Source organism: Rhodoferax sp. GW821-FHT07F03 (assembly GCF_059418745.1).
In genome coordinates this window covers 175415-198953 of the sequence record NZ_JBWKQM010000006.1, presented here as the reverse complement: position 1 = coordinate 198953, position 23539 = coordinate 175415, and the positions used below count along the sequence as shown (strand labels likewise).

Here is a 23539-nt window from a genome sequence, read left to right as displayed (position 1 = left end):
GCCCCTGGTTCACGGGGGGTGAATTATGCGTCCAACGCAGTGCGGATGTCCCGCAGGAAGTTTTCGGCCACGGGTACGACTTGATCGTGCGGCTGGTTTTCGATCAACTGGATGATCCTGCTGCCAATCACCACCGCATCGGCCACCTGGCCAATGGCGCGGGCGGTTTGGGCATCCCGGATGCCAAAGCCCACGCCGACCGGGATTTGCACATGCTCGCGGATCCGCGGCAGCATGGCTTCAACAGCAGCCGTGTCCAGCGTGCCGGCACCGGTGACGCCTTTGAGCGACACGTAATACACATAGCCGCTGGCGACATGGGCTACCTGCTGCATGCGTTTCTCGGTGGAGGTGGGCGCCAGCAAGAAGATCAGGTCCATGTCGTGGGCTTTTAGCTTGGCCGCGAAGTCCACGCACTCCTCGGGTGGATAGTCCACCACCAGCACGCCATCCACACCGGCTTCTGATGCATGCGCAATGAATGCATCGTGGCCGTGTGCCTGGTCATAGCGCTCAACCGGGTTGGCGTAGCCCATCAGCACCACCGGCGTGTGGGCGTTTTGCTTGCGGAATTCCCGCACCATGTCCAGCACCTGTGCCATGCCAATGCCGAAGGACAAAGCGACATCGCCGGCCTTTTGGATCACCGGCCCATCGGCCATCGGGTCGCTGAAGGGCACCCCCAGCTCGATAACGTCGGCCCCAGCAGCGACCATGCCATGCATCAGCGCGGGTGTGATGTCAGCAAACGGGAAGCCCGCGGTAACGTAAGGGATCAGTGCTTTGCGCCCGTCTTTCTTGAGCTGGGCAAAGGTCGTGGTGATACGGCTCATACGGCCTCCTTCAGCGTGGTGCCTGCACCTTTGACGGTGAGGCCGCGCATCGACGGTCGGTCGTAAAAATCAGAACCCGACAGATCAGCTACTGTGCCAATATCCTTGTCGCCCCGGCCGGACAGATTCACCAGAATCGACTGGTCGGGTCGCATGGTCTTGGCCAATTTCATCGCGTAGGCAAAGGCGTGGCTGGATTCCAGTGCCGGGATGATGCCTTCGGTACGGCACAGGTAGTGAAAGGCTTCCAGCGCTTCTGCGTCGGTGATACCGACGTATTCGGCACGGCCAATGTCTTTCAGGAAAGCATGCTCCGGGCCGACGCCGGGGTAGTCCAGGCCGGCACTGATGCTATGGGTTTCGGTCACCTGGCCGTTCGCGTCCTGCAGCAAATAGGTACGGTTGCCGTGCAGCACGCCAGGGCTGCCTTTTTGCAGGGATGCCGAATGCTTGCCCGACTCCATGCCTTCGCCAGCCGCTTCCACGCCGATCAAACGGGTTGCCGCATGGTCGATGTAAGGGTAGAAGATGCCCATGGCATTGCTGCCGCCACCCACGCAGGCGATGACTGCATCGGGCTGCTCGCCCGTGCAACCGGCCGCCGCCAGCATCTCAGGCATCTGCACCAGGCATTCGTTGCCAATGACGCTCTGGAAGTCGCGCACCATCATCGGATAGGGGTGTGGGCCGGCCACGGTACCGATGATATAGAAAGTGTTGTCCACATTCGCGACCCAGTCGCGCATGGCTTCGTTCAGTGCATCTTTCAGGGTTTTGCTGCCGCTTTCCACCGGGACGACGGTGGCGCCCAGCAGCTTCATGCGGTAGACGTTGGGGCTCTGGCGCTTCACGTCTTCGCTGCCCATATAGACCACGCATTCCAGGCCGTAGCGGGCGCAGATGGTGGCCGTGGCCACGCCGTGCTGGCCTGCACCCGTTTCGGCAATGATGCGCGGCTTGCCCATGCGCTTGGCAAGCATGGCCTGGCCGATGGTGTTGTTGACCTTGTGGGCGCCGGTGTGGTTCAGGTCTTCACGTTTCAGGAAGATCTGCGCGCCGCCCATTTCCCGGCTGGTGCGGGCTGCGTGGTAGACCGGCGAGGGGCGACCGACGAAGTGCGCCAGTTCCGAGGCGAACTCGGCCAGAAAGGCCGGGTCGTGCTGGTACTTGGCGTAGGCGTCTTTCAGTTCTTCGATGGCATGGGTCAGCGTTTCAGAGACGAAACTGCCGCCGTAAATGCCGAAATGGCCTGAAGCATCAGGCTGCTGGTAAGTGGACATGGTGTGACTTTGCAAGTTGGGCGTCTGCCGCGCGCACAGCGGCGACAAACTGGTGGATTTTTTCGGCATCCTTGATTCCCTTGGAAATCTCGACGCCGGAACTCACATCAACGGACAGCGACAGAGCGCGTGGCCGGACCTGCAAAATACCATCGGTCACGTTTGCAGGCGTGAGTCCACCACTTAAGACGAGGTGAGAGTTGACGCTTGGAGGAAGACGTGACCAATTGAATGTTTTTCCGCCGCCGCCGTATCCATCGACATGGGCGTCGAGCAGGATGGCTTGGGCTTTTGCGTAATCGGACGCGAATTTTACCAAGTCGAAGCTGCCACTGTCACCCAGGGGAATACGCGCCGCGCGCAGGAACGGGCGTCGGCCCTGTGCACTGGCTTCCCGGCACTGCTCTGGCGTTTCTTCACCATGAAATTGGACTGTGGCGCAGGGTATATCTGTGCAGGCAGCTATCACATCTGTAGCAAGTGCATTCACGAACAACAGCACAGGGGTGACGAAGGGCGGCAGTCGTTTGGCCAGTTCCGCCGCGCGCTGCGGTGTCACATAGCGGGGGCTGGGTGGATACAGCACAAAACCGACAGCGTCGGCACCGGCGGCCACGACGGCATCCACGTCTTGTTCACGGGTCAGGCCGCAGATTTTGATGCGCGTGCGCGCTTGCAGGTTCGTCATGGCAGCCAATCAAAGGCAGGGGTACGGTCTGGCAAACCCCAGTGGGCAGGATACACCGGACCCATGAAGTACAGGCCATCAGGGGAAAACGTGGGTGCGGCGGCATTGCGGTTGCGTGCCGCCAGCACCACTTGTATCCATTCCGGTGGCTGTTCCCCTTTGCCGATGACCAGTAGGCAACCCATCAGGTTGCGGATCATATGGTGCAGAAAAGCATTGGCTTCGAATTCGAATCGCCAGTACGCTCCGCGCCGAGAAATATCCAGGCGCATGAGTGTCTTGACCGGCGATAAGGCCTGGCAGCGCGCGGCACGGAAGGATGAAAAATCGTGTTCGCCCAGCAAGTATTGGGCAGCTTGCTGCATGGCGGTCAAATCCAGAGGCCGGAATACCCAGCCCACACGACCACCTTCCACACTGGGGCGCACCGGCGACTCCAGCAGGGCATAGACATATCTGCGGGCAATGGCACTGGCGCGGCAGTGGAAGCTATCGGGAACCTCTTGCGCCCATTGCACAGCGATGTCTCGGGGCAGCAAGGCGTTCACGCCGCGCACCCAAGAGGCCGTGGGCCGTTGCAAGCGGGTGTCGAAGTGCACTACCTGCATCATGCCGTGTACGCCCGCATCGGTGCGGCCCGCGCACAAAGTGGATACACGTTGCTGAGTGAAGCAGGCCAACGCCGCTTCCAGCTTGTCCTGTACCGTGTTACCTGAGGGCTGGCTCTGCCAGCCGTTGTAAGGTTGACCGTTGTAACTGACGGCTAATGCCAGACGCATGACCGGATCAACCCTGCATCACCGACCATGGCATCAAGACAGGCTGGCTAGGAATTGTTGTGCCTTGGCGCGCAGCGCGCCAGTGGCTTCTGCCAGCACTTCTTCGGCCAAGGCCCGGGCGCCATCTTCATCGCCGATGGAGTTGAACTCTTCGGCCAGCGACAGCTTGGTTGCTAATGGATCGCCGGCATCGGGCTCTTCTTCCGGCTCGGCAGGACTGGCAGGGGCAGGGGTTTCTTCCAGGTCCAGCGACAGAGATCCCATGTCGAATGGGATTTCGTTGCCATGGTTGGCCGGAGGGGCTGCTTCCAGTTCTGCCGTGGGTACCAGGTCGATGTCGAAGTCCAGGGCGTCCATGTCGGCCGGCGCATCGGGCAGGTCGAGCGCGGCAGGGACTGTCAGTGACGACACGGGGTCAAAGTGGTCCGCATTGCTATTGATTTCCGGGAAGGATGCAGCCGGAGGCTGTACCGTATCGGGCGGCAGCGTACTGGGTGCATCCGTAGCCGCAGGACCGTTCTGTAGAAAGTCCAGATCGAGATCCAGGTTAGAGAACGCGTCCGGCGTGGATGGGGTCTGTGGGGTCTCCATGCGCGGCTCTACCAGACCAGCGGTGGCTGCGAGTGTGGCTACTGCAGCGGCCCCGTGGTACAGGGCGTTGTTCGGATCCAGATTGCGCCCCAGTTCGGCGATGTGGTCCCATTCAGGACCCGCTCCACCGGTCAAGCCGTGTGCCTGGGTAGCCAGCGCAGTGAAGCTGCTCAAGTCCCGACGCTTGGCGTAGATGTCTTGCAGCTTGGCGTGGATAGCGACACGGCCCGGGTTGCTGCGTAAAGCCTCTTTGAGGATTTCTTCGGCCTGCAGGTCCCGGCCATAGGCCAGATAGACATCTGCTTCGGCGACCGGGTCCACATCGCCTGCGGCGTCCAATTGGCTGGGCGAATAGGACATGGACGACGCAGGCGCATCTGCCGCGTTGGTGTCAATCCGTTGGCCGCCGCTGGCACCGAAGAAGGAGTCGGGCTGCAGCCGGCTTTCCAGAAAGGAGCTGTCAGCACTGGAGGCATTTTTACGTTTGCGTGAAAAGTACAGGCCAGTACCAGCAAGTAAGACGACTATGCCGGCCCCCAGGGGGGCTAGCGGGTTGTCCAGAAGGGCATTGAGCCAGCCGTCCTCTTCTACAACGGCTGGGGCGGGCGGCGCACTAGCGGTTACGGCGGGCGCGGGTGCAGAGGCGGCAGGTGCAGTCGGAGCGGGTGCGGGTGCTGGCGTAGACGCCGGCGTGCTTGGCTCCGAGGCTGCTGGTGCGGCCGGCGCGGCGGGTGGAGCCGCTACCGGCACGGGCACGGTTACCGCGGGTATTTCTGCTGCTGCCTTGGCGGCACTGGCTGGCGGAGCTGCCGGTGTGGCTGGTGCAGGTGCGCTGGCGGAAGAAGCGCCCAGCTTGTTCAGATCGGTGATGTTTTTGGACAGTTCGGCAACCCGTGCTGCGGCTTCTTTGGCAGCCTTTTCCTGGGCGATGGCGTCTTCCGTGCCTTTGCTATTTTTCAGTGCGCCTTTGGATAGCGTCAACTTGTCGGGGACGGCGACGGAGGGCTTTTTCTCGCTGACTTCCGCCTGTACACGGCCACTGGCTTTGCGGTCGGCTTCTGCTGTCTGCACGGCGGGCACACCACCGGCCAGCTTGCTGCGGAACTCGTTGAAGTCCCGGCTTTGTGCGTTGATGATTTGAGTGGCTTCCGGCGCGGGAGTCGCGGCGGCCTGGTCGCTGTCTGGCAGCTTGATGACTGCACCGGCCTTGACGCGGTTGACGTTGCCGTTGATGAATGCGCTCGGGTTGGCGCGCAACATGGCCACCAACATCTGGTCCAGCGACACATTGGCGGGTTTGGTACTACCTGCAATCTTGCTGGCGGTGTCGCCCGCCTTGACCACTACCTGCTTTGCCTCGCTGGGAGCCGGCGCGGGCTTGGGGGCTGCGGCTACGGGTGGACGCGGCGTGACCGGGCGTACAGCTTCTGAATTGGCTGAAGGCGCCACTGCGGGTGCGCTGGGTGCAGCAATAGGCGCTGGTGTGGTGACTTGTGGAGCGGTTGCGGCAGTCGCTGGTGCTTGGCGCTGCGAAGGCGGGTCCAACAAAATGGTGTAGTCGCGCACGATCCGGCCCGAGGCCCAGTTCACCTGCAGGATCAGGTCCACAAACGGGTCGTTAACAGCACGGTTGCTGTTCAGGCGTAACACCGAGCGGCCATCGGGGCGGCGCTGCAGTTGTATTTTCAGGTCGGTTAGCGCCGGGCTGTATTCCAGACCTGCCGCACGAAAGGCTTCTGGGGGGGCGATTTCGGGCCGCAGGCTGCTGGCTTCGTCGGCGGAGATATCCGGTAGCTCGATTTCCGCGCGTAGGGGCTCACCCAGGCCTGACAAGACGGTCATGCGTCCCAGTGACAAGGCGGCGGCATGATTGGCAAAACCCAGCAAAGTGGCTGCAACTGCAGCTGCAATTGCAGAGGTTCTCCAGCCACGCAAAGGCAGATTTTGGCCAGAGGGGCTAGAAGCGCGTTCAACCGACATATTCTTGTTCATCATTCGGGCATGTACTACGATACAAAAAAAGAAAAAGTACCATAGCATCAATGTCTTACGCAGACAAGTTGATGTGGGCTTTTACGGTTGAAGCATCGCGCGGCAGCGATGTTGCAATACCTTACATGTTACCAAACACGCGTGGCCTGCCCTAGACGAGCAGGCCATGTGTTGTGTTTACGCTTCCAGCAGGATACGCAGCATGCGGCGCAGGGGCTCGGCAGCACCCCATAACAGCTGGTCGCCGATGGTGAAGGCGCCCAGGTATTCGGGGCCCATGGCCAGCTTGCGCAGGCGGCCGACCGGGATGCCCATGGTGCCAGTGACGGACACCGGCGTCAGGTCTTTCACCGTGGCTTCACGGGTATTCGGTACCACGCGCACCCACTCGTTGTCCTGGGCGATCATGGCTTCGATGTCGGCCAGCGGCACGTCTTTCTTCAGCTTGAAGGTCAGCGCTTGGCTGTGGCAGCGCATCGCGCCCACGCGCACGCAGAAGCCGTCGACTGGCGTGATGGCGGTGCCGAAGCCCGGGCCTTGGCCCAGGATCTTGTTGGTTTCGGCGCCGCCCTTCCATTCTTCCTTGCTGGAGCCATCGCCCAGGTCCTTGTCGATCCAGGGGATCAGCGAGCCGCCTAGCGGCGCGCCGAAGTTGGCGATCTCGGCCGCGCTGAGGTTCTGCTGCTTGGCCAGCACCTTGCGGTCGATTTCCAGGATGGCCGACTTGGGGTCGTCCAGCAGCGTGCGGACTTCGGCGTTCAGCGTGCCGAACTGCGTCAGCAGCTCACGCATGTGCTGGGCGCCACCGCCGGATGCGGCCTGGTAGGTCATGCTGGTCATCCATTCGACCAGGCCGGCCTTGTACAGCGCGCCCACGCCCATCAGCATGCAGCTGACGGTGCAGTTGCCGCCAATCCAGTTCTTGCCGCCCTTGGCCAAGGCGTTCTTGATCACCGGCAGGTTCACCGGGTCCAGCACGATGATGGCGTCGTCGTTCATGCGTAGGGTGGAGGCCGCGTCGATCCAGTGGCCGTTCCAGCCGGCAGCGCGCAGCTTGGGGTAGACCTCGGAGGTGTAGTCGCCGCCTTGGGCGGTCAGGATGATGTCGCAGCGCTTCAGCGCGTCGAGGTTGTACGCGTCTTGCAGCGTGGTTTCGTTCTTGGCCTGCGCGGGGGCTTTGCCACCGGCGTTAGACGTGGAGAAGAACATCGGCTCTATCAGGCCGAAATCGCCCTCGTCCTGCATGCGGTCCATCAGTACCGAGCCGACCATGCCGCGCCAGCCCACCAAACCTACGAGATTACCTACCTTCATCACATTGCCCTTTCAGAAAAATTGATTTCTCTTCTCCCGGCTCGTCGGGCCGGGAGGGGCGTGACGAACCGGGCTAAGTCTTAGCCTTTAATGGTCGTCTTGGTAATGGCAGCCACGACGGCATCGCCCATTTGCTGGGTGCCGACCTTGGTCGTGCCTGCCGAGTAGATGTCGGGGGTTCTCAGGCCTGCAGCCAGCACGGATTGCACTGCGGACTCGATACGGTCGGCAGCGTCGGCTTGTTGGAGGGAGAAACGTAACATCATGGCGGCGGACAGTATTGTAGCCAATGGATTGGCCACGCCCTTGCCGGCGATATCCGGCGCGCTGCCGTGGCTGGGTTCGTACAGGCCCTGGTTCTGCGCATTCAGGCTGGCGGAAGGCAGCATGCCGATGGAGCCTGTGAGCATGGACGCTTCGTCGGACAGGATGTCGCCGAACATATTGCCGGTGACGATCACATCGAAGCTCTTAGGCGCCTTGACCAGCTGCATGGCGGCGTTGTCGACCAGCATGTGGTCCAGCGCCACGTCCGGGTACTGGGTGCCGATCTCGACCATCACGTCTTTCCACAGCTGCGAGGTTTCCAGCACATTGTTTTTGTCCACGCTGGTCACGCGCTTGTTGCGCTTGCGGGCGGCCTGGAAGGCGACGTGGGCGATGCGTTCGATCTCCGGGCGGCTATAGCGCATGGTGTCGAAGGCTTCTTCCGCACCGGGGAAGTGGCCATCGTCGGCGATGCGGCGGCCGCGTGGCTGGCCGAAGTAGATGTCGCCGGTGAGTTCGCGGATGATCAGAATGTCCAGGCCGGACACCAGCTCGGGCTTGAGACTGGAGGCGCTGACCAGTTGCTCATAGCAGATGGCGGGGCGGAAGTTGGCGAACAGGCCCAGGTTCTTGCGCAGGCCCAGGATGGCTTGCTCGGGGCGGAACTGGCGCTCCAGCTTGTCGTACTTCCAGTCGCCGACTGCGCCGAACAGCACGGCGTCGGCTTCTTTGGCCAATTTCAACGTGGCTTCGGGCAGCGGGTGGCCGTGGGCGTCATACGCGGTGCCGCCGACCAGGGCGGATTCCATCTCGAAGGGCAGGTCGAGTACGTTCAGTACCTTGATGGCCTCGGCGACGATTTCGGTGCCGATGCCATCACCGGGGAGTACTGCGATTTTCATAGAGCTCATTGGAATTTATAAAAAATAGGCTGCCAGCGCAGATATCTCCTGCGCTGGCAGCTATGAATTTGATAGTGGACGGGCTTAGGCGCCAGCTACCGTGGTGTGGGCCAACCAGGGTTTGGTGGCTAGGCGTTCAGCTTCAAATGCCTTGATCTTGTCGGATTGGCGCAGGGTCAGGCCGATGTCGTCAAAGCCGTTCAGCAAACAGTATTTGCGGAAGGCCTGCACTTCGAAGGGCAGCTCTTCGCCCTGCGGCTTGACGATGACCTGGCGCTCCAGGTCCACCGTCAGCTGGTAGCCCGGGAAGGCCAGGCAGGCGTCGAACAGCTCGGCCACCTGGGCTTCGGGCAGCTGGATCGGCAGCAGGCCGTTCTTGAAGCAGTTGTTGAAGAAGATGTCGGCGTAGCTGGGCGCGATGATGGCGCGGAAGCCGTATTGGTCGATGGCCCAGGGCGCATGTTCGCGCGACGAGCCGCAGCCGAAGTTCTTACGCGCCAGCAGGATGGAGGCGCCCGCATAGCGCGGCTGGTTCAGCACGAAGTCGGGGTTGGGCTTGCGGCTGGCCGGGTCCTGGCCGGGGAAGCCCGGGTCCAGGTAGCGCCATTCGTCGAACAGGTTTTGGCCAAAGCCGGTCTTGCGGATCGACTTCAAGAATTGCTTGGGGATGATGGCGTCGGTGTCGACGTTCTCGCGGTCCATGGGGGCCACCAGGCCCTTGAGTACGGTAAATTTCTGCATGGTGAGGTGCGCCTTATTTGGAGATGTCTCGAATTTTTTCGCCAGCTTTCTCGACACCTTTGCCAGCGGCCGTACCGACCTCCTTAGCGTCTTGCTTGACGCCGGACCAAGTGTTGCAGCCAGACAGGAGCAGCAGGGCAAAAGTAGCAATCAGGGCGATGAATGTTTTCATGATGAAAAGCTCCAGAGAAGGGGTCAGCTGAATTTGCGGATATCGACGAAATGTCCGTGGATGGCGGCGGCAGCGGCCATGGCCGGGCTGACCAGATGGGTGCGGCCACCCGCGCCCTGGCGGCCTTCGAAGTTGCGGTTGCTGGTGGAGGCGCAGCGTTCGCCGGGCTCCAGCTTGTCGGCATTCATGGCCAGGCACATGGAGCAGCCGGGTTCGCGCCACTCGAAGCCGGCGGCGATGAAGATCTTGTCCAGGCCTTCGCGCTCGGCCTGTTCCTTCACCAGGCCGGAGCCGGGCACCACCATCGCCAGCTTGATGTTCTTGGCAACCTTCTGGCCCAGCTTCTTCACCAGGGCTGCGGCTTCGCGCATGTCTTCGATGCGGCTGTTGGTGCAGGAGCCGATAAACACCTTGTCGACGAAGATGTCGTTCAGCGCCTTGCCGGGTTCCAGGTTCATGTAGGTCAGCGCGCGCTCGATGGCGCCGCGCTTGTTGCTGTCTTTTTCCTTTTCAGGATCGGGCACGCGGCCGTCGATGCCCAGCACCATCTCGGGCGAGGTGCCCCAGGTGACCTGCGGAATGATCTGGCTGGCGTCCAACTCGACCACGGCGTCGAAATGCGCGCCGGGGTCGCTGTGCAGGGTGCGCCAGTAGGCGGCTGCGGCATCGAATTCGACGCCCGTGGGGGCCAGCAAACGGCCTTTGACGTAATTGACAGTCTTCTCGTCCACCGCCACCAGGCCGGCGCGGGCGCCGGCTTCGATGGCCATGTTGCAGACCGTCATGCGACCCTCCATGCTGAGTGCGCGGATGGCCGAGCCGGCGAATTCGATGGTGTAGCCGGTGCCGCCTGCCGTGCCGATCTTGCCGATGATGGCCAGCACGATGTCCTTGCCGCCGCAGCCCTTGGGCAGCGTGCCTTCGACCTTGACCAGCATGTTCTTGGCCTTCTTGGCCAGCAGGGTTTGCGTGGCCATCACGTGCTCGACTTCGCTGGTGCCGATGCCGTGGGCCAGTGCGCCAAACGCACCGTGGGTCGAGGTGTGCGAGTCGCCGCAGACCACGGTCATGCCGGGCAGGGTAGCGCCGTTTTCAGGGCCGATGACGTGCACGATGCCCTGGCGTTTGGACATGAACGGGAAGTAGGCCGCCGAGCCGGATTCGGCGATATTGGCGTCCAGCGTGGTGATCTGCTCTTTGCTGATCGGGTCGGTGATGCCGTCGTAGCCCAGCTCCCAGCCGGTGGTTGGGGTGTTGTGGTCGGCGGTGGCGACGATCGAGCTGATGCGCCAGACTTTGCGGCCTGCCTGGCGCAGGCCTTCGAAGGCCTGCGGGCTGGTCACTTCATGGACCAGATGGCGGTCGATGTAGAGGATGGTCGTGCCATCGTCTTCGGTGTGGACGACGTGTTCGTCCCAGATCTTGTCGTACAGAGTGCGTGCCATTTGTGCTTCTTTCGTGGAACTTAATTTTATGCTTCTGGCCGGGGGCTGAGGTGGTCCAGCAGCAGGCGGGCGGTGACGGGCAGGGTGGAGAAATCGCGCGCCACCAGCTCGATCTGGCGCGTAGCCCAGCTGTCGTTCAGGGGCACTGCGACCAGCTGGCCGGTGCCGCGCATCAGCTCGAAGGCGCGCTGCGGCATCACGCCAATGCCGAGACCATTGGCGATCATGCGGCACATTGCGTCTAGCCCGGCGACGTGGATGCGCAGCTTGATGCTGCGGCCCTGGGCGGCGGCGGCGCGGTGCATGGCCAGGTAGATCGAGCTGGTGGCCTGCAGGCCCACATGGTCGAAATCCAGGGTATCTTCAAAATTGATAGCGGTCTGTGTAGATAGAACGTGCGCTGCAGGCACTATCAAGGCCAAATTGTCTTGCCGGTAGGCGCGGGTTTGCAATGTACCAACGCCGTCGGCGGTGTTGCAGATGCCCAGGTCGGCCGCGCCTTCCTGCACCGCGCGAATCACTTCGGAGCTGAGGTGTTCCTCCAGGTCGATTTTTACCTGGGCATGCTCGCGCACAAAAGCGCCTAAATCTTCGGGCAGGAACTGCACCACGGCGGAGATGCTGGCGTGGATGCGCACATGGCCGCGTACGCCGAACGCGTACTCGCTGAGCTCGCCCTGCATCTTCTCCAGGCTGTAGAGCATGGAGCGTGCGTGGTGCAGCAGGCTTTCGCCGGCGGGTGTGAGGTCCACGCCGCGTGCGTGGCGCACCAGCAGGGGCGTGCCCAGCGTGGCTTCCAGGTCGCTCAGGCGTTTGCTGACGGCGGAGGCGGCGATGAATTCCCGTTCCGCCGCGCGGCCTATGCTGCCGAGCTCACAGACCGCTACAAACAGCTGTAGCGAGGTAAGGTCCATGCGGCGGGCAAAGTTGCGTTCGGTGGGTTGCATCGGGGTTGGGCATCGCTGTGGGCGATGGCTAGCTATTTTCCTGCTTTTGAATTGGCTTTGCCTTCTGTATTGGCGATGGCTGCCATCGCGTGCATGCGACACGGAATTTATATGTTTTATGGCTATGGCGCACGTATTACATGCGCTGGCAGCTATCTAAAGTGTAGCAATCTCGGCAGGCATGAAAAAACCCGCCGGCATTGCTGCAAGGCGGGCTTCTGAGGGGCTGCGTGGATTAACGCGAAGCGATGGGCTTGACGTTGCGAGCCACGGAGCCGGTGAACAGCTGGCGTGGGCGGCCGATCTTGTACTCGGGGTCGCCGATCATTTCATTCAGCTGGGCGATCCAGCCGGAGGTGCGGGCCAGTGCGAACACGGCGGTGAACAGCGGCGTGGGGATGCCGATGGCGCGCTGCACGATGCCGGAGTAGAAGTCCACATTCGGGTAGAGCTTGCGCTGCACGAAATAGTCGTCTTCCAGGGCGATCTTTTCCAGGGCCATGGCCAGCTTGAACAGCGGGTCGTTTTCCAGGCCCAGCTCGGCCAGCACTTCCTTGCAGGTCTCTTGCATCAGCTTGGCGCGCGGGTCGTAGTTTTTGTACACGCGGTGGCCAAAGCCCATCAGCTTGACGCCGGAGTTCTTGTCCTTGACCTTTTCCATGAACTCGCCAACCTTGGCCACGCCACCCATCTTCTGGATGTCGGTCAGCATGTTCAGGCATGCTTCATTGGCGCCGCCGTGGGCGGGGCCCCACAGGCAGGCCACACCGGCCGCAATGGCTGCGAACGGGTTGGTGCCGGAGGAGCCGCACAGGCGTACGGTGGAGGTGGAGGCGTTTTGTTCGTGGTCGGCGTGCAGCGTGAAGATACGGTCCAGGGCGCGTTCCAGCACGGGGCTGACCTTGTATTCTTCGCAGGGCGTGGCGAACATCATGTGCAGGAAGTTGCCGGCGTAGCTCAGCTCGTTCTTGGGGTACATGTAAGGTTGGCCAATGGTGTACTTATAGGCCATGGCGACCAGCGTTGGCATCTTGGCGATCAGGCGGATCGCGGCGATTTCGCGGTGCTGCGGATTCGTGATGTCGGTGCTGTCGTGGTAGAAGGCCGACAGGGCGCCGACCAAGCCGGTCATGATGGCCATGGGGTGGGCATCACGGCGGAAGCCGCGCAGGAAGAACTGCATCTGTTCGTTGACCATGGTGTGGTTGGTCACGAGCTTGGTGAAGTCGGCTTTTTGGGTGGGGTTGGGCAGCTCACCGTACAGCAGCAGGTGGCAGGTTTCCAGGAAGTCGCAGTTGGTGGCGAGTTGCTCGATGGGATAGCCGCGGTATAGCAGCTCGCCCTTGTCGCCGTCGATGTAGGTGATGGCCGACTGACAGGATGCGGTGGACAGGAAGCCCGGGTCGTAAGTGAACATGCCGGTTTGGGCATACAGCTTACGGATATCGATCACGTCGGGACCCACGTTGCCGTGGTACACCGGGAGGTCCACACTCGGGCTGCCGTTACTGAACGACAGGGTGGCTTTATTGTCAGCTAGTTTCATTTTTACCCTTTCAGCGGTTTCTCAACATACTCAAAACTTCGTGCACGTCGCTGCGGTCCAGCGCGGGCTCTACCTGGTCAAGTGGCTTACGCGCCAAATGCAGATCCAGCAGATCGTTGTCACTCAGCTCCATTAGATCGCTCAAGGCTTTCCCTTGACTGACGGTCAGGCTATCGGCGTATTTTTGGAAAAACTGGTCGATATAGAGATCGTTCTCCAGCAGACCACGCCGGCAGCGCCAGCGTAGTTTGCTCAAGGCACGCTCGTTGAGCAACTCCGAGCCGGCGGCCAGGGCCGCAGGCGGGGGGGCGTGGGAAAGTGGTTGCACCAATCAGCCTTAGACGGCGCGGCGGACCATCAGTTCCTTGATCTTGCCAATCGCTTTGGTAGGGTTCAAGCCTTTGGGGCAGACGTCCACGCAGTTCATGATGGTGTGGCAGCGGAACAGGCGGTATGGGTCTTCCAGGTTGTCCAGGCGGGCCGCGGTGCTGTCGTCGCGGCTGTCGGCGATGAAGCGGTAGGCTTGCAGTAGGCCGGCGGGGCCGACGAACTTGTCTGGATTCCACCAGAAGCTGGGGCAGCTGGTTGAGCAGCTGGCGCATAAGATGCATTCGTACAGGCCGTTCAACTCTTCGCGTTCTTCCGGGCTTTGCAGGCGCTCGCGCTCGGGCGCCAGGCTTTCGTTCACCAGGTAGGGCTTGATCGAGTTGTACTGCTTGAAGAAGTCAGTCATGTCCACGATCAGGTCGCGGATGACAGGCAGGCCGGGCAGCGGCTTGAGCACGATAGTGCCCGGCAGCGTCAGCATATTGGTCAGGCAGGCCAGACCGTTCTTGCCGTTGATGTTCATGGCGTCGGAGCCACACACGCCTTCACGGCAGGAGCGGCGGAACGACAGCGTGGGGTCTTGTTGCTTCAGCTTGACCAGTGCGTCCAGCAGCATGCGTTCATGGCCGTCGAGTTCGATCTCGATGGTCTGCATGTAGGGCTTGGCATCGGTGTCCGGGTCGTAGCGGTAGATTTGGAATGTACGTTTTGTCATTTTTCTATCCTTAGAAGGTACGGACCTTGGGTGGCACGCTGTCCACGGTCAAAGGCTTGAGGTTCACCGGCTTGTAGTCCAGGCGACTGCCTTCGCTGTACCACAGGGTGTGTTTCATCCATTCCTTGTCGTTGCGGCCGAGTGGGAATTCGGCGTGGTCGGCCGGGTGTTCGTAGTCGTACACCGTATGGGCGCCACGGCATTCACGACGGGCGGCGGCGGAGACGATGGTGGCTTGCGCGACTTCGATCAGGTTGTCCACTTCCAGCGCTTCGATGCGCGCCGTGTTGAAGATCTTGGACTTGTCTTTCAGCGTGATGCTGGCGACTTGTTTGCGGATTTCGGCAATCTTGGCCACGCCTTCGTCCATGCTGGCCTGGGTGCGGAACACGCCGGCGTGCAGCTGCATCGCTGCGCGGATGTTGCCTGCCACGTCTTGCGAGTAGGTGCCGTCGGTCGAGGCTTCGAGCTGGTTCAGGCGCTCTAGAGTGCGGTCGGCCGCGTTTTCCGGCAGGGGCTTGTGCTCCTTGCTGTTCTTGGCGAATTCCACGATGTGGCGGCCAGCGGCCTTGCCGAAAACCAGCAGATCGAGCAGCGAGTTCGTGCCCAAGCGGTTGGCGCCGTGTACGCTGACGCAGGCGCATTCGCCCACGGCGTAGAGGCCATTGACCACGGAGTTGTTGATGCCGTCTTTTTGCTCCACGACTTGGCCGTGGATATTGGTTGGCACGCCACCCATCTGGTAGTGGATAGTAGGCACCACAGGGATCGGTTCCTTGGTGATGTCCACGTTGGCGAAGTTGACGCCGATCTCGTACACCGAGGGCAGGCGCTTGTGGATGGTGTCGGCACCCAGATGGTCCAGCTTGAGCAGGATGTAGTCCTTGTTGGGGCCGCAGCCACGGCCTTCCTTGATTTCCTGGTCCATGCAGCGCGATACAAAGTCGCGCGGCGCCAGGTCCTTCAGGGTGGGCGCGTAGCGCTCCATGAAGCGTTCGCCATTGCTGTTCAGCAGAATCGCACCTTCGCCACGGCAGCCTTCGGTCAGCAGCACACCGGCACCGGCCACGCCGGTGGGGTGGAATTGCCAGAATTCCATGTCCTGCAAGGCGATGCCGGCACGTGCCGCCATGCCCAGTCCGTCACCAGTGTTGATGAAGGCGTTGGTGGAGGCGCCGAAGATGCGGCCTGCACCACCGGTGGCCAGCAGCACAGTCTTGGCTTGCAGGATGTGCAGGTCGCCGGTTTCCATTTCCAGGGCAGTTACGCCAACCACATCGCCCGCGGCATCGCGGATGATGTCCAGGGCCATCCATTCAACGAAGAAATTCGTCTTGGCCTTGACGTTTTGTTGGTACAGCGTATGCAGCATGGCGTGGCCGGTGCGGTCGGCCGCGGCGCAGGCGCGTTGCACGGGCTTTTCACCGTAGTTGGCGGTGTGGCCGCCGAACGGACGCTGGTAAATCGTGCCATCGGGGTTGCGGTCGAACGGCATGCCGAAGTGTTCCAGCTCATACACCACCTTGGGGGCTTCGCGGCACATGAATTCGATGGCGTCCTGGTCACCCAGCCAGTCGGAACCCTTGATGGTGTCGTAGAAATGGTAGTGCCAGTTATCTTCCGACATATTGCCCAGCGAGGCGCTAACGCCGCCTTGGGCGGCCACGGTGTGGCTGCGGGTGGGGAAGACTTTGGACAGCGAGGCCACGTTCAGGCCGGCCTTGGACAATTCGAGGGCTGCGCGCATACCGGAACCGCCGGCACCGACGATCACGACATCAAATTTGCGCTTGGAAATGTGGGCTTTGGTATAGGTCATTTTTATTTCTGCGTGGGTCAAACGGGTATCACAGACGCCAGAGCACTTGAATGGCCCAGCCAGCGCAGCCAACCAGCCAGACGATGGTGAAAATTTGCAGCAATAGGCGCAGGCCGACATGGGCGGTCACATAGTCCATCAAGACGTCACGCATACCGACCCATACGTGGTACAGCAAGGCAATGATGACCGAGAAGGTGACGATCTTCATCCATTGCGCAGCGAAGATGCCGGCCCACAGGTCGTAACCGATAGGGCCTTTGGCGATCAACAGCTGGGCCAACACGGCCACGGTGAACAGGGCCATGATGCCCGCAGTGACGCGCTGTGCCAGCCAGTCGCGCAAGCCATAGTGCGCGCCGACGACAACGCGTTTAGATCCGTATTTAACCGACATGGTGGAGTGCTCCGGGGTGAATTAATACAGGCCGAACAGCTTGGCTGCCAGCACAACGGTCAGCCCCAGGCTGATGGCGAGTGTGAACTTGGCGGACTTGGCGCCAAACTCCTTGGTGACCGCGTCATGGTGGGTGTCCATCCACAAATGGCGCAGACCGGCAGTGAAATGGTGCAGGTAGGCCCAGATCAGCGCCAATGCCACCAGTTTGAAGATGAAGCCTGGTACGAATCCTGCTCCGATATTGAACACGGCTTTGAATTTGGCAAACGAGATTTCGCTGGAAACCGAGGTGTCAAACATCCAAATGATGAAGGGCATCAACAGGAACATGATGACGCCGCTGACGCGGTGCAGGATGGATACCCAGGCTGCCGGTGCCATGCGATAGGTCGGCAGGTCCGTGAGGGCGTTGATGTTGCGAAATTCAGGTCGTTTTGTTTTCAGGGGGGAGGCAAGCTCGGACATAAATGCGCTTTCGTGGAGGTAACAGGCTGTAATTATTCGAACAAGTGCAACCTAAAATTCTATTGCAATGCAGCATAAGAACCTTTGCTGCATCGGAATAGGCTTCAACTTGCTTCAACTTAACTCATTGCGGTAGTGGTGCGATTCCGTGTTGTAGAGGCCGCGCCGTAACTCCATGGGAACACCGTTGTAGGTGTAAGCGACCCGCTCCACGCACAGCAAGGGGGCGGCAGGCCCCACTTTGAGCAGGCGGGCCTGGTCGATCTCCGGGTTGACCGCGCGTATTTTTTCCTCGGCCCGTACCATGCGCACGCCAAATTCGGTTTCAAACAATGCGTACATCGGGCCACGGTAGCCGGCCAGGCGCTCCATGGTCAAGCCCTTGAACGGTACACCCGGCAGCCACAAGTCGTCCAGGATTGTCGGTACAAACTCGCCATTGCGCTTGAAGGACAACATGCGGCGCACATGCAGCACGGCGTCGCCGCTGCGCAGGCCCAATGCTTTGGCCACGTCGGCGGAGGCACGTTGGCGTTTGCAGTCGATGATGTCGCGCTGGGCCGGGCCTTCGCTCTGGATGTCACCTTGGTCTGGCATCAGCTTCAAGAAGCGGTACTGCACATGCTGTTCGGCATGGGTTGCGACAAAAGTGCCTTTGCCCTGGCGGCGCACCAGCAGATTGTCTGCCGCCAATTCGTCAATGGCTTTGCGCACTGTGCCTTGGCTGACGCGATAGCGTGCCGCCAATTCCATTTCGCTGGGAATGGCTTCGCCCGGTTTCCATTCGCCGGCCTGCAGACTTTGCAGAATGAGTCCCTTGATCTGCTGGTAGAGCGGGCTGAATGCTGGTGTCAGCGTTGGTGCAATGCTGGCACTGGCGTCACTGGCCGCCGGTGCTGGATCGACGGCGATGGCGGGTGTGTGGGTCATTGGCAAACTGGGGTGGTGTGAGCAAATGCGTAGGGATGAAACAATCCGAATCATATCTTATATAAGACATAAGACAAATTGACGTTTGCGGGTTTTCGAGAGTAAACTCCATGGCTGTTTGTGTCGCACCCGGCGACTGGCATGGGTGTGCGGTCCAACCTCGTTTTTCAACACTTCCTGGAGTCTTCCCCATGAGCAAAAAGCCTGTTCGCGTTGCCGTTACCGGTGCCGCCGGTCAAATCGGTTACGCCATTCTGTTCCGCATCGCCTCCGGCGAAATGCTGGGTAAAGACCAGCCTGTGGTGTTGAGTCTGCTGGAAGTGCCTGTAGAGAAGGCCCAGCAAGCGCTGCAAGGCGTGATCATGGAATTGCAAGACTGCGCCTTCCCGCTGCTGGTGGGCATCGAAGCGCACAGCGACCCGCTGGCTGCATTCAAGGACGTGGATTACGCATTGCTGATCGGTTCGCGCCCCCGCGGCCCCGGCATGGAACGTGCCGAACTGCTGGCCGTGAACGCCGAAATCTTCACCGCCCAAGGCAAGGCCTTGAACGCTGTAGCCAGCCGCAACGTCAAGGTGCTGGTGGTCGGCAACCCCGCCAACACCAATGCCTACATCGCCATGAAGAGCGCGCCAGATCTGCCACGCAAGAACTTCACCGCCATGCTGCGCCTGGACCACAACCGTGCGCTGAGCCAGATCGCCGCCAAAACCGGCAAGGCCGTGGCCGATATTGAAAAACTCACCGTATGGGGCAACCACTCGCCCACGATGTACGCCGACTACCGTTTCGCCACCATCAACGGCGAAAGCGTCAAGACCATGATCAACGACGAAGTCTGGAACAAAGACACCTTCCTGCCCACCGTGGGCAAGCGCGGCGCGGCCATCATCGCGGCCCGCGGCGTGTCTTCCGCTGCCTCGGCCGCCAATGCAGCCATCGACCATATGCGCGACTGGGCGCTGGGTACGAATGGCAAGTGGGTCACCATGGGTATCCCATCGGATGGCCAGTACGGCATCCCCAAGGACACCATGTTCGGCTTCGCCGTGACCTGCGAAGGTGGCGAATACAAGGTTGTGGAAGGTCTGGAAGTCGACGCGTTCTCGCAAGAGCGTATCAACATCACCCTCAAAGAGCTGCAAGACGAGCAAGCCGGCGTCGCCCACCTGCTCTAAGCCAGCATGCTGCATCCGCGTCAAGTTCTGCTGGGTGCCCAGGCTGCGGAGGCTTTCCTCCCGGTCTGTGACCACTACAGCGGTGTTGAAGCGCGGATGCGCAAAAGCCTGCAGTTGCAGGCCGAAATGACGGAAGAGTTCGGCGCCTGCGTTTTCGACGTGACGCTGGACTGCGAAGATGGTGCGCCCGCTGGTGGCGAGGCCGAGCATGCTGCCATGGTGGTGGAGCTGGCTTTGGCTGCACCGGCATCTGCCCGCGTGGCTGTGCGGGTGCATGCGGTGGACCATCCGTCGTTTGCCCAGGACATGGCCCTGATTGCCGGCCAGGCCGGCCACCGCTTGTGCCACGTGATGGTGCCCAAGATCGAATCCGTGCACGATATCGACGTGGTCGAAAAGGCACTCCAGCGCACATCTCCTGTGCATGTGCCGCTACAAGTTTTGATTGAATCTCCGGCGGCGGTGCAACACGCCTTCGAGATTGCAGCGCATCCGCGGGTGCAGTCCCTGAGTTTTGGCCTGATGGATTTTGTGTCCAGCCATGGCGGAGCCATTCCCGCGGATGCGATGGGGGTCGAGGGTCAATTTACCCATCCGCTGGTGGTGCGGGCCAAGCTGGAAATTGCATCCGCCTGCCATGCGTATGGCAAAGTGCCGTCGCATTGTGTGGTGACCGAATTCAATGACACCCGGGCGCTGCAGGCTGCAGCCCGGCGCGCGGCACAAACACTGGGTTTCACCCGGATGTGGAGCATCCATCCTGGCCAGATTCGCCCCATCCTGGAGGCGTTTTCGCCATCGGAGTCTGAAGTGGACAAAGCCGCTCGCATCATCGAGGCGGCCGTGCGTGCCGAATGGGCGCCTATTTCCTTTGCCGGGCAACTGCACGACCGTGCAAGCTACCGATATTTTTGGCAGGTACTAGAACGCGCCCATAAAACCGGGCGCCACCTGCCTTCCGAAATGGCCGGATATTTCCAGCCATCCCACTCTCCTGTTCAATTGGAAAACGTATGAAATTAGTTCTGTCTGCGGCTGCGTGCCTGCTCTCCGTCAGTTTGGTCTGGGCGCAAGACGTGCCCAAATCCACCAAGGCTGCACCCAAGCCCACCAGCAGCCGCCAGCAGCTCAAGTCGGCGGCCAAGAATGTCGCTGCCGGTATTGAAGCCGCTGAAGCTGCCCTGACGCCTGCGGAAATGGCGATTGCCGAACGTGTGCAAGTCGGGGCTGTGCCTTGTGAGTTGGGCACCGTCGTGAACCTGGTTGCCGATCCCAAATACCCGGGTTACTTCAATGTCCAGGTCAAGTCGCTGAAGTACCGGATGTTCCCGGTGGAAACCAGCACCGGCGCGATCCGCCTGGAAGACAAGAAGGCTGGTGCCGTGTGGCTGCAGTTGGCCAATAAGTCCATGCTGATGAACCAGAAACTGGGCCAGCGCCTGGCTGACGAATGCATGAGCCCCGAACAGGTGGCTGTGGCTGAGGCCTTGAAGAAGCTGCCGGCGCAAAGCATGTTTGCGCCAGCGGCACCCGTAGAGACGGCCACCAAATAAATCGAAATTTCTAGTTTTACCCCACGATTTTTGAACCAGGAGAAAACCATGTTGCAAGCCTATGCCGCCCATGTAGCTGAGCGCGCCGCCCTCGGCATTCCCCCGCTCCCTCTGTCTGCCAAGCAGACCGGCGAGTTGATCGAACTGCTGAAGAACCCACCCGCAGGCGAAGAAGCCAATCTGCTGAATCTGATCACACACCGCGTTCCAGCTGGCGTGGACGATGCCGCCAAAGTGAAGGCCAGCTACCTGGCAGCCGTGGCCCATGGCACTGAAAAATGCCCGCTGATCTCGCGTGAAAAAGCCACTGAACTGCTGGGCACCATGCTGGGCGGCTACAACATCAGCCCCATGATCGACCTGCTGGACGATGCTGCTGCCAGCGTGGCTTCCGCCGCCGCAGACGGCCTGAAGAAAACCCTGCTGATGTTCGACCAGTTCCACGACGTGCAGGAAAAGGCCGAGAAGGGCAATTCCCACGCCAAGGCTGTGCTGCAAAGCTGGGCCGATGCCGAATGGTTCACCAGCCGCCCCGAAGTGCCCAAGAGCATCACGGTCAGCATCTTCAAGGTGGCCGGCGAAATCAACACCGACGACCTGTCGCCCGCGCCTGACGCCTGGAGCCGCCCCGACATTCCGCTGCATGCTTTGGCGATGCACAAGAATGCCCGCCCCGGCATCACCCCCGAAGAGGATGGCAAGCGCGGCCCGGTCAAGTTCCTGGAAGACCTGCGCGCCAAGGGCAACCTGGTCGCCTATGTGGGCGACGTGGTGGGTACCGGCTCCAGCCGCAAGTCCGCCACCAACTCGGTGCTGTGGTTTACCGGTGAAGACATCCCATTTGTGCCTAACAAGCGTTTCGGTGGCGTCTGCCTGGGCGCCAAGATCGCTCCGATTTTCTACAACACCATGGAAGACTCGGGCGCACTGCCGATCGAGCTGGACGTGAGCCAGATGGCCATGGGCGACGTGGTCGAACTGCTGCCCTATGAAGGCAAGGCCCTGAAAGACGGCAAGGTGATTGCCGAGTTCAAGCTGAAGAGCGAAGTGTTGTTCGACGAAGTGCGCGCCGGCGGCCGTATTCCGCTGATCATCGGCCGCGGTCTGACCGCCAAGGCGCGTGAAGCCCTGGGTCTGCCCGTCAGCACCTTGTTTCGCCTGCCGCAAAACCCGGCCGACACCAAGAAGGGTTTCACCCTGGCGCAGAAGATGGTCGGCCGCGCCTGTGGCCTGCCGGCTGGCCAAGGCGTGCGCCCCGGTACCTACTGCGAACCGAAGATGACCTCGGTGGGCTCGCAAGACACCACCGGCCCCATGACCCGCGACGAGCTGAAAGACCTGGCCTGCCTGGGCTTTAGCGCCGACCTGGTGATGCAATCCTTCTGCCACACCGCCGCTTACCCCAAGCCCGTGGACGTGAAGATGCACCACGAACTGCCCGACTTCATGAGCACCCGTGGCGGCGTGCCCCTGCGCCCCGGTGACGGCATCATCCACAGCTGGTTGAACCGCATGCTGCTGCCCGATACCGTCGGCACCGGTGGCGACAGCCACACCCGCTTCCCCATCGGCATCAGCTTCCCCGCCGGCTCCGGCCTGGTGGCGTTTGGCGCGGCTACGGGCGTGATGCCTCTGGACATGCCCGAGAGCGTGCTGGTGCGTTTCAAGGGCGAAATGCAGCCCGGCATCACCCTGCGTGACCTGGTGAACGCGATTCCGCTGTACGCCATCAAGGCTGGTCTGCTGACCGTGGCCAAGCAAGGCAAGAAGAACATCTTCTCGGGCCGCATCCTGGAAATCGAAGGCCTGCCGAACCTGAAGGTCGAGCAAGCGTTTGAATTGAGCGATGCGTCGGCCGAGCGTTCCGCTGGCGGCTGCACCGTGCACCTGAACAAAGAGCCGATCATCGAGTACATCAACAGCAACATCACCATGCTGAAGTGGATGATTGCCACCGGTTATTCCGATGTGCGCACCATCAACCGCCGCATCAAGGCGATGGAAGCCTGGCTGGCGAACCCCGAGCTGATGCACGGCGATGCCGATGCCGAATACGCTGCCGTGATCGAGATCGACCTGGCCGACATCCACGAACCTATCGTGGCCTGCCCGAACGATCCGGACGACGTGAAGACCCTGGCCGAAGTCGAAGGCAGCAAGATCGATGAAGTCTTCATCGGCTCCTGCATGACCAATATCGGCCACTTCCGCGCGGCCTCCAAGCTGTTGGAAAACAAGCGTGACATCCCCGTCAAGCTCTGGATGGCACCGCCCACCAAGATGGACGCCAAGCAGTTGTCCGAAGAAGGCCATTACGGCGTGCTCGGCTCGGCCGGCGCGCGCATGGAAATGCCAGGCTGCAGCCTGTGCATGGGCAACCAGGCGCAGGTGAAAGAGGGCGCAACCGTGTTCTCTACCTCGACCCGCAACTTCCCGAACCGCCTGGGCAAGAACAGCAATGTCTACCTGGGTTCGGCCGAGTTGGCTGCCATCTGCTCCAAGCTGGGCCGCATTCCCACCAAGGCCGAATACATGGCCGACATGGGCGTGCTGAACAAAGACAGCAGCAAGATTTACCAGTACCTGAACTTTGACCAAGTGAAGGATTACACCGATCTGGCCGATACCGTGAAAGACACCGCCGCCGCGTAAGTG

At 61.1% G+C, this 23539-nt stretch carries 22 protein-coding genes; 4 read left to right on the top strand and 18 right to left on the bottom strand.

The features are described 5' to 3' along the window. Positions 1-23: 23 nt before the first annotated feature. The 18 genes from trpA to AC07R0_RS10735 all read right to left on the bottom strand — a co-directional run bounded on the left by trpA (position 24) and on the right by AC07R0_RS10735 (position 18153). The gene (gene trpA, locus AC07R0_RS10820; RefSeq protein WP_495104827.1) at positions 24-833 is read right to left on the bottom strand and encodes a tryptophan synthase subunit alpha; all 810 of its coding nucleotides are present in this window, start codon (positions 831-833) and stop codon (positions 24-26) included. Beyond that, positions 830-2113 (bottom strand): tryptophan synthase subunit beta, encoded by a 1284-nt coding sequence (gene trpB, locus AC07R0_RS10815; RefSeq protein WP_495104826.1) that lies wholly within the window; start codon positions 2111-2113, stop codon positions 830-832. Before trpB ends, trpA begins: the two co-directional genes overlap by 4 nt. Beyond that, entirely contained in the window at positions 2091-2801 is a 711-nt protein-coding gene (locus AC07R0_RS10810; RefSeq protein WP_495104825.1) for a phosphoribosylanthranilate isomerase, read from the bottom strand. The genes trpB and AC07R0_RS10810 overlap by 23 nt, the downstream gene beginning before the upstream one ends. Next, a complete protein-coding gene (gene truA, locus AC07R0_RS10805; RefSeq protein ID WP_495097531.1) occupies positions 2798-3580 on the bottom strand; it encodes a tRNA pseudouridine(38-40) synthase TruA in 783 nt (260 codons plus the stop codon). Before truA ends, AC07R0_RS10810 begins: the two co-directional genes overlap by 4 nt. Before the next feature lie 33 nt (positions 3581-3613). Next, positions 3614-6151, bottom strand: a complete 2538-nt coding sequence (locus tag AC07R0_RS10800) for a motility hub landmark protein FimV (RefSeq protein ID WP_495104824.1) — start codon at positions 6149-6151, stop codon at positions 3614-3616. A gap of 189 nt (positions 6152-6340) precedes the next feature. Continuing rightward, positions 6341-7477, bottom strand: a complete 1137-nt coding sequence (asd, locus tag AC07R0_RS10795; RefSeq protein ID WP_495104823.1) for an aspartate-semialdehyde dehydrogenase — start codon at positions 7475-7477, stop codon at positions 6341-6343. Positions 7478-7557: 80 nt separating this feature from the next. Beyond that, on the bottom strand, positions 7558-8646 hold the full coding sequence (gene leuB, locus AC07R0_RS10790) for a 3-isopropylmalate dehydrogenase (protein WP_495104920.1): 1089 nt from the start codon (positions 8644-8646) through the stop codon (positions 7558-7560). An 84-nt stretch (positions 8647-8730) separates the two neighbouring features. Further along, positions 8731-9387 carry a 3-isopropylmalate dehydratase small subunit gene (gene leuD, locus AC07R0_RS10785; protein ID WP_495104822.1) on the bottom strand — a complete coding sequence of 219 codons (657 nt, stop codon included), beginning with the start codon at positions 9385-9387 and terminating at the stop codon, positions 8731-8733. A gap of 13 nt (positions 9388-9400) precedes the next feature. Beyond that, on the bottom strand, positions 9401-9559 hold the full coding sequence (locus AC07R0_RS10780; protein ID WP_495104821.1) for an entericidin EcnAB: 159 nt from the start codon (positions 9557-9559) through the stop codon (positions 9401-9403). 23 nt (positions 9560-9582) lie between these two features. After that, on the bottom strand, positions 9583-11004 hold the full coding sequence (gene leuC, locus AC07R0_RS10775; RefSeq protein WP_495104820.1) for a 3-isopropylmalate dehydratase large subunit: 1422 nt from the start codon (positions 11002-11004) through the stop codon (positions 9583-9585). A gap of 26 nt (positions 11005-11030) precedes the next feature. Beyond that, the gene (locus AC07R0_RS10770) at positions 11031-11951 is read right to left on the bottom strand and encodes a LysR family transcriptional regulator (RefSeq protein WP_495104819.1); all 921 of its coding nucleotides are present in this window, start codon (positions 11949-11951) and stop codon (positions 11031-11033) included. 235 nt (positions 11952-12186) lie between these two features. Continuing rightward, positions 12187-13497, bottom strand: a complete 1311-nt coding sequence (locus tag AC07R0_RS10765) for a citrate synthase (RefSeq protein ID WP_495104818.1) — start codon at positions 13495-13497, stop codon at positions 12187-12189. A 10-nt stretch (positions 13498-13507) separates the two neighbouring features. Further along, the gene (locus AC07R0_RS10760; RefSeq protein ID WP_495104817.1) at positions 13508-13825 is read right to left on the bottom strand and encodes an FAD assembly factor SdhE; all 318 of its coding nucleotides are present in this window, start codon (positions 13823-13825) and stop codon (positions 13508-13510) included. A 9-nt stretch (positions 13826-13834) separates the two neighbouring features. Then, complete coding sequence (locus AC07R0_RS10755) at positions 13835-14539, bottom strand: succinate dehydrogenase iron-sulfur subunit (RefSeq protein WP_495075432.1); 705 nt, start codon at positions 14537-14539, stop codon at positions 13835-13837. A gap of 10 nt (positions 14540-14549) precedes the next feature. Then, positions 14550-16358 carry a succinate dehydrogenase flavoprotein subunit gene (gene sdhA, locus AC07R0_RS10750; protein ID WP_490592493.1) on the bottom strand — a complete coding sequence of 603 codons (1809 nt, stop codon included), beginning with the start codon at positions 16356-16358 and terminating at the stop codon, positions 14550-14552. 28 nt (positions 16359-16386) lie between these two features. Continuing rightward, entirely contained in the window at positions 16387-16755 is a 369-nt protein-coding gene (sdhD, locus tag AC07R0_RS10745; protein WP_495075433.1) for a succinate dehydrogenase, hydrophobic membrane anchor protein, read from the bottom strand. 21 nt (positions 16756-16776) lie between these two features. Further along, a complete protein-coding gene (sdhC, locus tag AC07R0_RS10740) occupies positions 16777-17223 on the bottom strand; it encodes a succinate dehydrogenase, cytochrome b556 subunit (protein WP_490592495.1) in 447 nt (148 codons plus the stop codon). A 114-nt stretch (positions 17224-17337) separates the two neighbouring features. Continuing rightward, the gene (locus AC07R0_RS10735) at positions 17338-18153 is read right to left on the bottom strand and encodes a GntR family transcriptional regulator (protein WP_495104816.1); all 816 of its coding nucleotides are present in this window, start codon (positions 18151-18153) and stop codon (positions 17338-17340) included. Between the two features lie 191 nt (positions 18154-18344). Between AC07R0_RS10735 and AC07R0_RS10730 the strand changes: the two genes are divergently transcribed. The 4 genes from AC07R0_RS10730 to acnB are packed head-to-tail and all read left to right on the top strand — an operon-like array spanning position 18345 to position 23536. Continuing rightward, entirely contained in the window at positions 18345-19331 is a 987-nt protein-coding gene (locus AC07R0_RS10730) for a malate dehydrogenase (protein WP_495097538.1), read from the top strand. A gap of 6 nt (positions 19332-19337) precedes the next feature. Continuing rightward, entirely contained in the window at positions 19338-20348 is a 1011-nt protein-coding gene (locus AC07R0_RS10725; RefSeq protein WP_495104815.1) for an HpcH/HpaI aldolase/citrate lyase family protein, read from the top strand. Continuing rightward, entirely contained in the window at positions 20345-20884 is a 540-nt protein-coding gene (locus tag AC07R0_RS10720; protein ID WP_495075437.1) for a hypothetical protein, read from the top strand. Before AC07R0_RS10725 ends, AC07R0_RS10720 begins: the two co-directional genes overlap by 4 nt. 48 nt (positions 20885-20932) lie before the next feature. Next, positions 20933-23536 (top strand): bifunctional aconitate hydratase 2/2-methylisocitrate dehydratase, encoded by a 2604-nt coding sequence (gene acnB / locus AC07R0_RS10715; protein WP_495104814.1) that lies wholly within the window; start codon positions 20933-20935, stop codon positions 23534-23536. Positions 23537-23539: the final 3 nt, after the last annotated feature.

What these genes read in the sequence shown, in the direction of transcription:
- sdhA (WP_490592493.1), bottom strand. Translation starts at nt 16,358, where the DNA reads ATGACCTATACCAAAGCCCACATTTCCAAGCGCAAATTTGATGTCGTG.
- AC07R0_RS10770 (WP_495104819.1), bottom strand. Translation starts at nt 11,951, where the DNA reads ATGCAACCCACCGAACGCAACTTTGCCCGCCGCATGGACCTTACCTCG.
- AC07R0_RS10720 (WP_495075437.1), top strand. Translation starts at nt 20,345, where the DNA reads ATGAAATTAGTTCTGTCTGCGGCTGCGTGCCTGCTCTCCGTCAGTTTG.
- truA (WP_495097531.1), bottom strand. Translation starts at nt 3,580, where the DNA reads ATGCGTCTGGCATTAGCCGTCAGTTACAACGGTCAACCTTACAACGGC.
- trpB (WP_495104826.1), bottom strand. Translation starts at nt 2,113, where the DNA reads ATGTCCACTTACCAGCAGCCTGATGCTTCAGGCCATTTCGGCATTTAC.
- AC07R0_RS10725 (WP_495104815.1), top strand. Translation starts at nt 19,338, where the DNA reads ATGCTGCATCCGCGTCAAGTTCTGCTGGGTGCCCAGGCTGCGGAGGCT.
- leuD (WP_495104822.1), bottom strand. Translation starts at nt 9,387, where the DNA reads ATGCAGAAATTTACCGTACTCAAGGGCCTGGTGGCCCCCATGGACCGC.
- trpA (WP_495104827.1), bottom strand. Translation starts at nt 833, where the DNA reads ATGAGCCGTATCACCACGACCTTTGCCCAGCTCAAGAAAGACGGGCGC.
- sdhD (WP_495075433.1), bottom strand. Translation starts at nt 16,755, where the DNA reads ATGTCGGTTAAATACGGATCTAAACGCGTTGTCGTCGGCGCGCACTAT.
- AC07R0_RS10780 (WP_495104821.1), bottom strand. Translation starts at nt 9,559, where the DNA reads ATGAAAACATTCATCGCCCTGATTGCTACTTTTGCCCTGCTGCTCCTG.
- AC07R0_RS10755 (WP_495075432.1), bottom strand. Translation starts at nt 14,539, where the DNA reads ATGACAAAACGTACATTCCAAATCTACCGCTACGACCCGGACACCGAT.
- leuB (WP_495104920.1), bottom strand. Translation starts at nt 8,646, where the DNA reads ATGAAAATCGCAGTACTCCCCGGTGATGGCATCGGCACCGAAATCGTC.
- leuC (WP_495104820.1), bottom strand. Translation starts at nt 11,004, where the DNA reads ATGGCACGCACTCTGTACGACAAGATCTGGGACGAACACGTCGTCCAC.
- asd (WP_495104823.1), bottom strand. Translation starts at nt 7,477, where the DNA reads ATGAAGGTAGGTAATCTCGTAGGTTTGGTGGGCTGGCGCGGCATGGTC.
- AC07R0_RS10765 (WP_495104818.1), bottom strand. Translation starts at nt 13,497, where the DNA reads ATGAAACTAGCTGACAATAAAGCCACCCTGTCGTTCAGTAACGGCAGC.
- sdhC (WP_490592495.1), bottom strand. Translation starts at nt 17,223, where the DNA reads ATGTCCGAGCTTGCCTCCCCCCTGAAAACAAAACGACCTGAATTTCGC.
- AC07R0_RS10810 (WP_495104825.1), bottom strand. Translation starts at nt 2,801, where the DNA reads ATGACGAACCTGCAAGCGCGCACGCGCATCAAAATCTGCGGCCTGACC.
- AC07R0_RS10730 (WP_495097538.1), top strand. Translation starts at nt 18,345, where the DNA reads ATGAGCAAAAAGCCTGTTCGCGTTGCCGTTACCGGTGCCGCCGGTCAA.
- AC07R0_RS10800 (WP_495104824.1), bottom strand. Translation starts at nt 6,151, where the DNA reads ATGTCGGTTGAACGCGCTTCTAGCCCCTCTGGCCAAAATCTGCCTTTG.
- acnB (WP_495104814.1), top strand. Translation starts at nt 20,933, where the DNA reads ATGTTGCAAGCCTATGCCGCCCATGTAGCTGAGCGCGCCGCCCTCGGC.
- AC07R0_RS10735 (WP_495104816.1), bottom strand. Translation starts at nt 18,153, where the DNA reads ATGACCCACACACCCGCCATCGCCGTCGATCCAGCACCGGCGGCCAGT.